This is a genomic window from Morganella morganii H1r (genome assembly GCF_000633515.1).
Lineage (GTDB): Bacteria > Pseudomonadota > Gammaproteobacteria > Enterobacterales > Enterobacteriaceae > Morganella > Morganella morganii_B.
This window is the reverse complement of sequence record NZ_AYMP01000026.1, coordinates 83,100-95,447: the sequence shown is the minus strand read 5'-3', so window position 1 is coordinate 95,447 and position 12,348 is coordinate 83,100. Positions and strand designations below refer to the sequence as shown.

The following is a 12,348-nucleotide window of genomic DNA, read 5'->3' as shown; positions in this document are numbered from 1 at the left end:
TCCGGCCTGTTTGTCAGGAAACCGGCGGGTGGAGCAATATTGTATTACTCTGGGTTACAGGCTGACAATTAACACACTGAAAACGATGAGGAAATGCAAATAAACTATCCGGAATTATATTAAAAATCACCAATGTGATTAGGAACAAAGAATTGCCCCGTCTCAGGGCAATTCTTTGTGTTTATAGATTTTATACGGCTCTTCTTCGCCGTCTTTGCGGGTTTTCAGCAGTTTCAGAATCCAGGTGTATTGTTCGATATTCGGGCGTACCAGCGCTTCCACTTCTTCGTTCATGCGGCGGGCGATATACGGGTCATCTTTGCCGTCAATATCATCCATCGGCAGGCGGACGTGGATATGGAACTGGTGATTTTTATGATCGTACACCGGAAACAGCGGGACAATTGCCGCTTTGCAGACTTTCATCAGCCGCCCGATAGCAGGCAGTGTGGCCTTATAGGTGCTGAAGAACGGAACAAATTCACTGTGCTCTTCACCGTGATCCTGATCCGGCAGATAGTAGCCGCTGTAACCATTACGCACACTGGCAATAAACGGTTTGATACCGGCTTCGCGGGAATGCAGACGGCCGCCGAAGTGAACACGTGCTTTATTCCACAGGTAATCCGCCACCGGGTTTTTCTGATGATGGAACATACCCGCCACTTTGTTGCCCTGTGCGGCAAACAGCATAGCCGGTAAATCAATCGCCCAGCCGTGCGGCACCATAAAGATGATATTGCGCCCTTCTGCCTGTAATGTGTCAATAATGTCCTGTCCGTGAACCTGCGTGCGGGAAATCACCCGCTGCGGATTGCGCAGACACAATTCCGCCAGCATCACAAAGGCATGCGGTGCGCTGGCAAACATCTCATCCGTGATCCTTTCCCGCTCCGCTTTCGGCATATCCGGGAAACAGTAATACAGATTGATCAGTGCCCGGCGGCGTCCGCCTTTGGCAAAACGTCCGGCAATCCGGCCGATACCGGCCAGCATCGGATCCCGTAATTTAACCGGCAGGTAGCTCAGACCCGCCAGTGCGCCTGCCGCGACCCACATACCCCAGTATTTCGGGTGCAGGTAGTAGCGGTGAAATGTCGGGATATAGCCCGCTTTGCTGTCTGTATCGTTTTCTTTATACACAGAGGGATACCCGTATTAAATTAAGCTTATTTATCATGATATTATAAATACCGTGATCTATTATTATTGATTATCTGAACTCAGAAGTACATTAAAATTCCGCATTCTGAAAATGCACCGGACGGGCTTTTTCATACCCGTCCGGCGAAATGAGAGGATTAATCAAGTGTCAGCTGAGGACGATATTGTTTGACCAGCGCCAGGTAACCGGTACGATCTTTGCCGGTCAGCCCGCCGGAACTCGGCAGTTTTGCTGTCAGCGGGTTCACCGCCTGTTGCCCGTTCCAGACTTCAAAGTGCAGATGCGGCCCGGTAGAGCGCCCGGTATTACCGGATAACCCGACTTTATCACCGCGTTTGACTTTCTGGCCCGGTTTAACCAGCAGTTTGCGCATGTGCATATAACGGGTGGTGAACTGACGACCGTGACGGATAGCCACGAAATTGCCCGCCGCACCACTGAATTTAGCCACAACCACTTCCCCGTCACCGACTGCCAGAACCGGTGTGCCGACCGGCATAGCGAAATCGACCCCTTTATGCGGGGCAACACGCCCGGTGACCGGGTTTACACGGCGCGGGTTAAAGTGTGAGGAAACACGGAATTGTCTGGTGGTCGGGAAACGCAGGAAACCGCGCTCCAGCCCGTCGCCTTTGGCATCATAAAAACGGCCGTCTTCAGCGCGGAATGCATAATAGTCACGCCCGTTAGTATGCAGACGCACCGCCAGCATCTGGCTCTGTTCCTGTTTGCCGTCCAGCATTTCACGGGAGGTCAGTACAGTGAAGCGATCGCCGTTTTTCACCTTGCGGACATCCACCTGCCACTGTAACGCCTTGGAAATATCACGTACTTCGCTGCGGGTCAGTCCCGCTTTTGATGCACTGGCATTCAGGCTGCCGCTGACTTTGCCGGTCAGGCGTTTTGTCTGCCATTCCCCTTCGCGCATCTCTTTGGTTTCTTTGAATCCGTTGCCGCTGCGGGCATAGGTGCGGGTTTCACGGCGGTTAACCGCCCAGCTCAGAGATTTCAGTTCGCCATCGTCATTCAGTTCCCAGGAAAGGGTCTGTCCGATTTGCAGATTACGCAATTCTTTGAACTGGTTAGATAATAAGGCCACATCAGAGGAGTCTATCCCGTACTGTGTCAGGATAGCAGACAGGCTGTCACCGCTGGCAACAGTGTATTCACGTGAGGTCGGGATAACGGTATCAGTCGGGGAGGCGTCATCAAGATCATCAGATTCTTTGGCGAGACCTTCATCCGGCAGCTGATCGCTGCTGTCAGTGATAATATCGTCGGTATCCGCGTCCGTGCCGGTTCCCGCCTGTATGGCAAAAGTGTCCGCAGGCGGTGCAAAATCAGTTTCAGTATATTGTTCGTTATCAGCATTCCGCTCATGATATACAGCAAACGGGTGCCAGACAGCGACACCCAGTGTTGCGGCAGTTAACATTCCCAGCATCATGCGATGCGCTTTGGGTAACTGGTTGTATACCAGAACGGCGGATTTTGCCAGTTGCTGCAATTGCACGCGTTCTGTTCCTTATTTATTGCTCCAGGCAGGATGCGTACTGTGCTGATAACCGTGACAGGAAGTTGGTATAACCGTCCCGATCCACTGCAATTCCGCTGCCCAGCGGGTCAAGGACGCCCATCTTCGCGTTCGTCCCTTTGGCCACCGCTTTAATGACTGCCGGCCTGAACTGCGGCTCAGAAAACACACACAAGGCGTTTTGCTCAGCCAGCTTTAATTTGATGTTGTTGAGTGTCTGCGCACCCGGCTGAATTTCAGGGTTGACCGTAAAATGCCCGGAAGGCGAAAGGTCAAAGCGTTTTTCAAAATAACCATAGGCGTCATGAAAAACAAAATAACCGCGTGTTTTCACCGGTGCCAGCTGCTGAGCAATATTCTTCTCAGTTTCAGTAAGTTGTCCATTGAATTTACGCAGGTTTACGTCCAGCACAGATTTTTTATCCGGATAACTCACCAAAAGTTTATTATACACTGCCTGAGCGGTCTGCCGGGCAATATCCGGCGACATCCACAGGTGCATATTGTACTCACCGTGATGATGATGACCGTCTTCATCGTGATCATCATCTTCATCGTTTTTCAGCAGAAAAGGTTTAACAGACTCAAGTTCGCTGATAACGATCTGTTTTTGTTCCGGAACAGCTGAAAGCGGCTTTTGCAGGAAGGTTTCCAGCTCCGGCCCGACCCAGACAACCAAATCCGCTGAACGGATTTTTTTCAGATCAGACGGTTTGAGTGCATAATCATGCGGTGAAGCACCATCCGGCAGTAAAATCTGTGTGTCCGTGACGCCATCTGCAACCGCAGCGGCGATTAACCCGACAGGACGTACCGATGTTAACACATCTGCGCTGGCGGTTTGTGCGGTCAGACTCAAAAATGTGGCAATAAACGCTGTTTTTATTCCGTGCCGTGACTGGTGCTGCATAATGGAAACTCCGTGACATGAATGTTGAAATGTTATATTATAACGTTTCATTCATTCTGCAAGATAATAATTTGCCATGTCAACACTTATCGCGGTAAATGATGTTTCAGTCGCTTTTGGTGCCAATACGGTACTGGAGGACATTTCATTTACATTATCCCCCGGAAAAATTATCACCCTTCTCGGGCCGAACGGTGCAGGAAAATCCACCATTGTCCGTGTGGTTCTCGGCCTTACCGGGCCAACGTCCGGCACCGTCACCCGCACGCCCGGGCTGACTGTCGGCTATGTCCCGCAGAAACTCTATCTTGACCCGACAATGCCGCTGACGGTTGCCCGTTTTCTTCGCCTGAAGCGCGGCGTCAGCAAAGGCGAATGCCTCGCGGCACTTGAGCGCGTCAATGCCGCCCACCTGACCGGAAAACCAATGCAACGGCTGTCCGGCGGCGAGATGCAGCGTGTGTTACTGGCCCGTGCCCTGCTCGCCCGGCCGCAGTTGCTGGTGCTTGATGAGCCGACTCAGGGTGTGGATGTCAACGGCCAGGTCGCACTGTATGACCTGATTACCCGGCTGCGCGATGAACTGAACTGCGCGGTGCTGATGGTTTCTCACGATCTGCATCTGGTGATGGCAAAAACCGATACCGTGCTGTGTATCAACCGGCATATCTGCTGTTCCGGTGAGCCGGATGTGGTGGCAGCCCATCCGGAGTTTACCGCCATGTTCGGAACCCGTGCCGCCACACAGATCGGCGTGTACCGTCATCATCACAACCACAGCCATGAAAACGACAGTGCAGTGTTATCCCCTTCTGCGCCCTGCTGCGGGAATCACGCCCCGGCAGATGGCTCTGTAAAATCCGCCCCGGAGTGCCGCCATGATTGAATTACTGCTACCGGGCTGGCTCGCCGGGATGTTACTGGCGATCGCTGCCGGACCGCTCGGTTCTTTTGTGGTCTGGCGGCGGATGTCCTATTTTGGTGATACGCTGGCGCATGCGTCGCTGCTCGGGGTCGCTTTTGGTCTGCTGCTGAATGTCAGTCCGTTTTATGCCGTGATTGCCGTAACACTGATTCTGGCGATGCTGCTGGTCTGGCTGGAGCGCCGTCCGCAACTGGCGGTGGATACCCTGCTGGGGATTATGGCGCACAGTGCGTTGTCTCTCGGTCTGGTGGTGGTCAGTCTGATGTCGAATGTGCGGGTGGATCTGATGGCTTACCTGTTCGGTGATCTGCTGTCAGTGACCTATGAAGATTTGCTGCCGATTGCTGTGGGTGTGACTATCGTGACCGGTTTGCTGATGTGGCAGTGGCGCAATCTGCTCTCTCTGACTATCAGCCCGGAGCTGGCGTTTGTTGATGGTATCAATCCCGGCAGACTGCGGATGATGCTGATGCTGGTCACCGCACTGACCATCGGCCTCGCCATGAAGTTTGTCGGTGCGCTGATTATCACGTCACTGCTGATTATTCCTGCCGCCGCTGCCCGCCGTTTTGCACGGACACCGGAGCAGATGGCTGCGGGTGCGGTTATCACCGGAATGATTTCCATCACCGGCGGGTTAGCCTTCTCCGCTTTTTATGACACCCCTGCGGGACCGTCCGTGGTGCTTTGTGCCGCCTGCTGCTTTATTCTCAGCCTGCTGGTGAAACCACATAATTAATTGTATATACAGCAAAAAGCCCTGTTTTTTTCAGGGCTTTTTACTTTCTGCTAAACTGCATTATTACGCTGTTTCTGATTTTGTCCGCACTTTCGGTTTCACCGGATTCACACTCAGCACCAGTTTGTCGAGAAATGTGATCAGTTTTTCATTCATCTCACTGTAACTGTGTCTGCGGATCGCACTTGGTGTATCAACAAAACGGAATCCGGAGGCCGATTTAAGATCATTTTCGCCGTTGAGGATCAGATACTCCACCACATCACGGGTCAGTTCCATATGACACTGGAAGCCGTAAACGCGTTTGGTGTATTCAATAATCTGACGCGGGCAACCGGCACTGAAAGCGATAATCTGCGCACCTTCGGTTAATCCCGGCATATCGTAATGCCAGTGGCCCACACCCAGCGAATCGCCGAAATGAGAAAACAGCTGGCTGCGTTTTCCGGCGTTGGTCATGTGGATGGTGAATTTACCGAACTCTTTCTCCGGTGATTGTGTATACGGCGCGCCTAATGCTTCACCGATAAGCTGTGCGCCAAGGCAGACCCCGATGACAACTTTATTTGAATTGATGGCGTTGGCGATAAACGCCTGCTCTTTTTCGGAATCAAAATAAGCGCACTGTGCAGTGGTGGTTTCCGGGTTTTGCGGCCCGCCCATGACAATCAGAAAATCAATTCCGCTGATGCTGTCAGGTAACTTGTCACCTTCATACAGACGGGTGAACGTGACATCGTAATTGTTCTTCCTTGCCCAATACTCGTAAGCGCCCGGTGCTTCAAAATAGTCATGAATGATAAAATGAACACGCATAGTCAGTTCCTTTTCCCTTTAACGAAATCCTCTTTTACATTACAGGGTTCAGGCAATGCATACCAATTTTTAAATATCGAAAAACAACCAATTACAGGGAAATCCTCCCGGATTATTTCCCAAAAATCCATTTAATTATCACATGCGCAAAAGGGTAAACATATTATGTTTACCCTCAGGTCTGAGGACCGGGTTTTTAATCGTTTCCGCTGTGATCAATACCAAAGTGGCGATAGGCATGTGCGGTGGCAAGGCGCCCGCGCGGGGTCCGCTGAATAAAACCCTGCTGGATTAAGAAAGGCTCGATGACATCCTCAATGGTTTCCCGCTCTTCGCCGATAGCCGCCGCCAGGTTATCCAGCCCGACCGGGCCGCCCATAAATTTATCAATAATGGTGACCAGTAACTTGCGATCCAGGTAATCAAACCCGGCGGAATCCACATTCAGCATATCCAGAGCCTGACCGGCAATCAGCCCGTCAATACCGCCGTCACCTTTCACCTGGGCAAAATCCCGCACACGGCGCAGCAGGCGGTTGGTGATACGTGGTGTGCCGCGTGAACGCATGGCAATCTGGCGGGCACCGTCATCCGAAATATCCAGCCCCATATAACGGGCACTGCGGCTGACAATATGCTGCAAATCGTCCGTATTATAAAATTCCAGCCGCTGCACGATCCCGAAACGGTCACGCAGTGGTGATGTCAGGGAACCGGCGCGGGTGGTGGCACCGATCAGGGTAAACGGCGGCAGGTCGATTTTAATGGAGCGGGCAGCCGGCCCTTCCCCGATCATGATATCCAGCTGGTAATCTTCCATCGCCGGATAGAGAATTTCTTCCACCACCGGGGACAGGCGGTGGATTTCATCGATAAACAGCACATCGTGGGGTTCGAGATTGGTCAGCATCGCCGCCAGATCACCGGCTTTTTCCAGCACCGGGCCGGAGGTGGTGCGCAGATTGACACCCATTTCATTGGCGACAATATTCGCCAGTGTGGTTTTTCCGAGTCCCGGCGGGCCGAAAATCAGCAGATGATCGAGGGCATCCCCGCGCTGACGGGCAGCCTCGATAAAGATTTCCATCTGCGAACAGACCTGCGGCTGACCCACATATTCCGCCAGTAATTTCGGCCGGATAGCGCGATCCACCACCTCATCATCCGGCAGCGTTTCCGCCGTAATCAGTCTGTCAGCTTCAATCATGACCTGTCACCCCGTTGTGTCATCATCGTTTTTATTATTACAGCGCGGCGCGCAGTGCTTCGCGGATCAGTGTTTCGCTGTCTGAACCGGCTGTGGAGACTTTCGCTATCATGCGGCTGGCTTCCTGCGGTTTATAGCCGAGGGAAATCAGTGCCTCAATGGCTTCGGATTCCGCATCTGCCCGGCTGTTGCCCGCCTGCTGACTGGCCGGAAGCGACATTTCCGTATCACGGAACAGGTCACCGTTGAGCCCTTTGAAACGGTCTTTCATTTCCACCACCAGACGTTCGGCGGTTTTCTTGCCGACACCCGGCAGTTTAATTAACTGCGCAACAGCACCCTGCTCAACCGCCGCCACAAACTGCTGTGCAGACATACCGGAGAGGATCGCCAGTGCCAGTTTCGGCCCGACGCCGTTCACTTTGATTAATTCACGGAACAGCGCGCGTTCCTGCTTATCATTAAAACCGTACAGTAACTGTGCATCTTCCCGCACAATAAACTGCGTGAACAGAATAGCTTCCTGACCGGCATCCGGCAGTTCATAGAAACAGGTCATCGGCATATGGACTTCATAGCCCACACCGTTGGTTTCCAGTAATACGACAGGCGGCTGTTTTTCCAGCACAATACCTCTTAAGCGACCGATCACGCGCGTCTCCTTTATGAATGCGGCAGAGCCTGTTTATAGCATAAAAAAAGCTGGACGTATATCCAGCCATCAGAAAATCACGGGTATCTGCGACACCGGTTACTCTTTCAGCCGTCCGCGTGCCATCACCAGACGCGGCTGGCCCATCTGCACCAGATTCTGGTTAAAATGACAGTGGGTGATCGCAATCGCCAGTGCATCTGCCGCATCCGCCTGCGGTGCAGCTGACAGTTTCAGTATTGAGCGCACCATATGCTGAACCTGGGCTTTTTCCGCCGCCCCGGTGCCGGTGACCGTTTGTTTCACCTGGCGCGCCGCATATTCAAATACCGGCAGATTATTATTCACCGCCGCCAGAATCGCCACACCACGGGCCTGTCCCAGCTTCAGGGCAGAATCAGCATTTTTGGCCATAAAAACCTGTTCGATAGCAAAATAATCCGGCTGATACTGGGTGATGATTTCACTGACACCGGCGTAAATTTTGCCCAGACGGGACGGGAGATCATCCACCTGTGTGCGGATACAGCCGCTGCCGATATACAGCAGACGCCGTCCCTGCTGGCGGATAACACCATATCCGGTCACCCGCGAGCCGGGGTCAATACCGAGAATAATTGCCATAGGAGGACCGTATTGTCACAACAGGAAAAAAGCACGAAAACAGAGGGATGCGCACAGCAGCGCATCCTCTGCGGAGTGAGTGACGGAAATTACAGCAGTGCTGCAACTTCGTCTGAGATATCGCCGTTGTGGTAGACTTCCTGCACATCGTCAGAGTCTTCCAGCATATCGATAAGGCGCATCAGTTTTGGTGCGGTTTCCGCATCCAGATCCGCTTTGGTGGACGGGATCATCGATACTTCGGCAGATTCAGCGTTGAAACCGGCTGCATCCATCGCGTCTTTGACATCACCCAGAATTTCCCAGGCGGTGTAAACGTCGATAGCGCCGTCGTCAAAGGTTTCAACATCATCAGCACCGGCTTCCAGCGCCGCATCCATCACCGCATCTTCATCCAGACCCGGTGCATAGGAAATGATACCTTTGCGGGTAAACAGATAAGCGACTGAACCATCAGTTCCCAGGTTGCCGCCGGTTTTGGTGAACGCATGGCGCACATCCGAAACCGTACGTTTACGGTTATCCGTCAGGCACTCCACCATCACAGCAGTACCGCCCGGGCCGTAGCCTTCGTATACGATGGATTCCATGTTATCGTTTTCATCATTACCCGCCCCGCGTGCAATCGCACGGTTCAGGGTATCGCGGGTCATGTTGTTTGATAACGCTTTATCCACTGCCGCACGCAGACGTGGGTTAGATGCAGGATCAGGACCACCAATGCGCGACGCCGTGACTAATTCACGAATGATTTTCGTGAAAATTTTACCGCGCTTCGCATCTTGCGCGGCCTTGCGGTGTTTGGTGTTGGCCCATTTACTATGACCTGCCATTCTCTAATCTCCAGATTAAGTCTTACGACGTTCATTCATTTAAATCCGCTGTCACTGCGGAAGAACACACTGACGAACGAATTCTTCAATTGCTTCCCCGTTACTGGGTGAGATAGTTTTCACGGCGGCATCCGCTGCCGGCAACCATTCATACGCCAGATGCTCCGTTAAGGGAACCGCCTTCGGCGCGGGTAAGCATAACACAAACCAGTGTTCCGTATTGTGCGTCACGTCCGGTGCATACCGGTGACGGAAATGCGGAAAAATGGTATAGCGGACGGTGCGCTGACAATCCGTCAGCCGCAGTCCTTCCGCAAGGATATCAATACCGGTTTCTTCTTTTACTTCCCGCAATGCGGCATCACGGGGAGTCTCTCCCGGTTCCAGACTGCCGGTGACGGACTGCCAGAAAGCAGGATCGTCACGGCGCTGTAACATCAGAACACGCCCCGTTTCCTGCTCACAGATAACCACCAGCACAGATTCAGGGCGTTTAAAAGCCATCAGATTCAGTCACTCTCTTTCTGAGTTACTGTGATCGCCAGCTCTTTCAGGGCATCATCATTCGCAAAGCTCGGTGCGTCTGTCATCAGACAGGCGGCAGCCGTGGTTTTCGGGAACGCGATAACATCACGGATGTTTTCTGTACCGGTCAGCAGCATCACCAGACGGTCGAGACCAAAGGCCAGACCCGCATGCGGTGGTGTGCCGTATTGTAACGCATCGAGCAGGAAGCCGAATTTGCGGCGCTGTTCTTCCGGGGTGATCCCGAGGATGCCGAATACGGTCTGCTGCATTTCGTTACGGTGGATACGGACAGAGCCGCCGCCCACTTCGTAGCCGTTGATAACCATATCGTAGGCATTGGCGATCGCCTCTTCCGGCGCGTTTTTCAGCGCTTCCGGTGACATATCGCGCGGTGAGGTGAACGGATGGTGCATCGCGGTCAGGCCGCCTTCGCCGTCATCCTCAAACATCGGGAAGTCGATCACCCACAGCGGACGCCAGCTGTTCAGGTCAGTCAGATTCAGGTCACGGCCGGTTTTCAGACGCAGCGCGCCCATTGCATCGGTTACGGTGCCTTTCGCGCCCGCGCCGAAGAAAATGATGTCGCCGGTCTGCGCATCGGTACGTTCCAGAATCGCTTCAACGGTTTCTGCGGTCAGGAATTTGGCGACCGGAGACTGAACACCCTCAATACCCGCAGAACGATCGTTCACTTTCATCCACGCCAAGCCTTTCGCGCCGTAGATACCGACAAATTTGCCGTATTCATCAATCTGTTTGCGGGTCATTTCCGCGCCGCCGGTAACACACAGTGCCACAACACGGCCTTTCGGATCATTTGCCGCATCAGCAAACACAGAGAACTCAGAATTTTTCACCAGATCGGCGATATCCGTCAGTTCCAGCGGGTTACGTAAATCCGGCTTATCAGAACCGAAGCGGCGCATCGCTTCCGCAAATGTCATCACCGGGAAATCGCCCAGTTCAACATTGATGATTTCATTCCACAGTGAGCGGATCATGCGTTCCATGGTCGCACGGACCTGATCGGCGGTCATGAAGGAGGTTTCCACATCGATCTGGGTGAATTCCGGCTGACGGTCAGCACGTAAATCTTCATCACGGAAACATTTGACAATCTGATAGTAACGGTCAAAACCGGACATCATCAGAAGCTGTTTGAACAGCTGCGGAGACTGCGGCAGTGCGTAGAATTTGCCTTTGTGGACACGACTCGGCACCAGGTAGTCACGGGCACCTTCCGGTGTGGCTTTGGTCAGCATCGGGGTTTCGATATCGAGGAACCCTTCGGTATCCATAAAGCGGCGGACAAACCCGGTGATGCGCGCACGGGTTTTCAGACGGTTCGCCATTTCGCTGCGGCGCAGGTCGAGATAGCGGTATTTCAGACGCATCTCTTCGGTGTTTTCGTGGTTGCTGTCGAGCGGTAACGGCTCAGAGCGGTTAAAAATGGTCAGGCCATCTGCATGCACTTCCACACTGCCGGTCGCCATCTCTTTATTAATTTGATTTTCAGGTCGCGCGCGGACAGTTCCGGTAATCTGAATACAGAATTCATTCCGTAATTCAGAGGCTTTGGCAAATGCTTCTTTTTGGTCGGGATCGAAGAAAACCTGAACGATGCCTTCACGGTCACGCATATCGATAAAAATCAAACCCCCGAGATCACGACGACGGTTTACCCAACCACTAAGGGTTACTTTTTGATCGATGTGAGCACTGTTAAGCTGCCCACAATAATTAGTACGCATACGATATCCTTTTGTCCGCTATTGTGCGTTTCTGCAAAATTTTGGCATGGTTCTTTATGAAGAAATGTCAAAAAGGCGATCATTATAGTGGAAAATTCCTGATGAGATAAGAGCAAACCGCACATCTGCCGCAGAGAATTTAGCCACTAATTGATAATTTTCAAATAATTCAGTATGCATTAATATTAAAGATTGTGTTACCTGCTGCTTTGAGGTTTATCATTGTTTTGCTGTTTCAATTGGCCATGGAGTAAAAAATGGTTAGTTCCCTTTATATTGTACTGGGTGCGCTGTTAATCATTAAACTATCACTCGATGTGATTAAACTGCGGACACTTTACCGCGTTGCTTATGGTGACGGCGGTTTTTATGAGTTACAAACGGCGATTCGTGTGCAGGGCAATGCGGTTGAGTATATCCCCGTTGCACTCCTGCTGTTACTGGTGATGGAGCAGAACGGCGCCCAGGTGTGGATGCTGCATGTCTGCGGGGTTATTCTGATTGCCGGGCGGCTGTTTCACTCTTACGGATTAAAACACCGGGAGAACCGCTGGCGGCGTACCGGAATGGCGGCCACCTTCACTGCCATGATCCTGATGGTGCTGGCGAATATATGGTATCTGCCGTGGCAGCAGATTTTTTCACCGTACATGTAACTGCTCAC

The 12,348-nt window shown here is 52.4% G+C and carries 13 protein-coding genes; 3 read left to right on the top strand and 10 right to left on the bottom strand.

Annotated elements, in window-relative coordinates:
- Positions 1-162: 162 nt before the first annotated feature.
- The 3 genes from lpxM to znuA all read right to left on the bottom strand — a co-directional run bounded on the left by lpxM (position 163) and on the right by znuA (position 3,609).
- Positions 163-1,143, bottom strand: a complete 981-nt coding sequence (lpxM, locus tag U868_RS0116160) for a lauroyl-Kdo(2)-lipid IV(A) myristoyltransferase (protein WP_025154196.1) — start codon at positions 1,141-1,143, stop codon at positions 163-165.
- A 158-nt stretch (positions 1,144-1,301) separates the two neighbouring features.
- On the bottom strand, positions 1,302-2,672 hold the full coding sequence (gene mepM, locus U868_RS0116155) for a murein DD-endopeptidase MepM (protein ID WP_025154195.1): 1,371 nt from the start codon (positions 2,670-2,672) through the stop codon (positions 1,302-1,304).
- A gap of 22 nt (positions 2,673-2,694) precedes the next feature.
- Positions 2,695-3,609 carry a zinc ABC transporter substrate-binding protein ZnuA gene (gene znuA / locus U868_RS0116150; RefSeq protein ID WP_025154194.1) on the bottom strand — a complete coding sequence of 305 codons (915 nt, stop codon included), beginning with the start codon at positions 3,607-3,609 and terminating at the stop codon, positions 2,695-2,697.
- 76 nt (positions 3,610-3,685) lie between these two features.
- Between znuA and znuC the strand changes: the two genes are divergently transcribed.
- Together znuC and znuB are read left to right on the top strand one after the other, a co-directional pair.
- A complete protein-coding gene (gene znuC, locus U868_RS0116145) occupies positions 3,686-4,495 on the top strand; it encodes a zinc ABC transporter ATP-binding protein ZnuC (protein WP_025154193.1) in 810 nt (269 codons plus the stop codon).
- Positions 4,488-5,273, top strand: coding sequence for a zinc ABC transporter permease subunit ZnuB (gene znuB / locus U868_RS0116140; RefSeq protein WP_025154192.1), 786 nt, complete (start codon positions 4,488-4,490; stop codon positions 5,271-5,273). The genes znuC and znuB overlap by 8 nt, the downstream gene beginning before the upstream one ends.
- A gap of 63 nt (positions 5,274-5,336) precedes the next feature.
- On the opposite strand, the gene U868_RS0116135 is transcribed toward znuB, so the two are convergent.
- The 7 genes from U868_RS0116135 to aspS form a co-directional block, all read right to left on the bottom strand.
- Positions 5,337-6,089, bottom strand: coding sequence for a glutamine amidotransferase-related protein (locus U868_RS0116135; RefSeq protein WP_025154191.1), 753 nt, complete (start codon positions 6,087-6,089; stop codon positions 5,337-5,339).
- A gap of 196 nt (positions 6,090-6,285) precedes the next feature.
- A complete protein-coding gene (ruvB, locus tag U868_RS0116130; RefSeq protein WP_004237292.1) occupies positions 6,286-7,296 on the bottom strand; it encodes a Holliday junction branch migration DNA helicase RuvB in 1,011 nt (336 codons plus the stop codon).
- A gap of 37 nt (positions 7,297-7,333) precedes the next feature.
- Positions 7,334-7,948 (bottom strand): Holliday junction branch migration protein RuvA, encoded by a 615-nt coding sequence (gene ruvA, locus U868_RS0116125; RefSeq protein WP_025154190.1) that lies wholly within the window; start codon positions 7,946-7,948, stop codon positions 7,334-7,336.
- A 99-nt stretch (positions 7,949-8,047) separates the two neighbouring features.
- Positions 8,048-8,572, bottom strand: coding sequence for a crossover junction endodeoxyribonuclease RuvC (gene ruvC / locus U868_RS0116120; RefSeq protein WP_025154189.1), 525 nt, complete (start codon positions 8,570-8,572; stop codon positions 8,048-8,050).
- Positions 8,573-8,661: 89 nt separating this feature from the next.
- Positions 8,662-9,405, bottom strand: coding sequence for a YebC/PmpR family DNA-binding transcriptional regulator (locus U868_RS0116115; protein WP_025154188.1), 744 nt, complete (start codon positions 9,403-9,405; stop codon positions 8,662-8,664).
- 51 nt (positions 9,406-9,456) lie between these two features.
- Entirely contained in the window at positions 9,457-9,909 is a 453-nt protein-coding gene (gene nudB / locus U868_RS0116110) for a dihydroneopterin triphosphate diphosphatase (protein WP_025154187.1), read from the bottom strand.
- Positions 9,910-9,914: 5 nt separating this feature from the next.
- Positions 9,915-11,684 carry an aspartate--tRNA ligase gene (aspS, locus tag U868_RS0116105; RefSeq protein WP_025154186.1) on the bottom strand — a complete coding sequence of 590 codons (1,770 nt, stop codon included), beginning with the start codon at positions 11,682-11,684 and terminating at the stop codon, positions 9,915-9,917.
- Positions 11,685-11,941: 257 nt separating this feature from the next.
- Between aspS and U868_RS0116100 the strand changes: the two genes are divergently transcribed.
- Positions 11,942-12,340 (top strand): MAPEG family protein, encoded by a 399-nt coding sequence (locus U868_RS0116100; RefSeq protein ID WP_025154185.1) that lies wholly within the window; start codon positions 11,942-11,944, stop codon positions 12,338-12,340.
- The last annotated feature ends 8 nt before the right edge of the window (positions 12,341-12,348 follow it).

Coding starts and splice junctions, on each gene's coding strand:
- znuA (WP_025154194.1), bottom strand. CDS start 3,609: ATGCAGCACCAGTCACGGCACGGAATAAAAACAGCGTTTATTGCCACA.
- znuC (WP_025154193.1), top strand. CDS start 3,686: ATGTCAACACTTATCGCGGTAAATGATGTTTCAGTCGCTTTTGGTGCC.
- znuB (WP_025154192.1), top strand. CDS start 4,488: ATGATTGAATTACTGCTACCGGGCTGGCTCGCCGGGATGTTACTGGCG.
- U868_RS0116135 (WP_025154191.1), bottom strand. CDS start 6,089: ATGCGTGTTCATTTTATCATTCATGACTATTTTGAAGCACCGGGCGCT.
- ruvB (WP_004237292.1), bottom strand. CDS start 7,296: ATGATTGAAGCTGACAGACTGATTACGGCGGAAACGCTGCCGGATGAT.
- ruvC (WP_025154189.1), bottom strand. CDS start 8,572: ATGGCAATTATTCTCGGTATTGACCCCGGCTCGCGGGTGACCGGATAT.
- U868_RS0116115 (WP_025154188.1), bottom strand. CDS start 9,405: ATGGCAGGTCATAGTAAATGGGCCAACACCAAACACCGCAAGGCCGCG.
- nudB (WP_025154187.1), bottom strand. CDS start 9,909: ATGGCTTTTAAACGCCCTGAATCTGTGCTGGTGGTTATCTGTGAGCAG.
- aspS (WP_025154186.1), bottom strand. CDS start 11,684: ATGCGTACTAATTATTGTGGGCAGCTTAACAGTGCTCACATCGATCAA.
- U868_RS0116100 (WP_025154185.1), top strand. CDS start 11,942: ATGGTTAGTTCCCTTTATATTGTACTGGGTGCGCTGTTAATCATTAAA.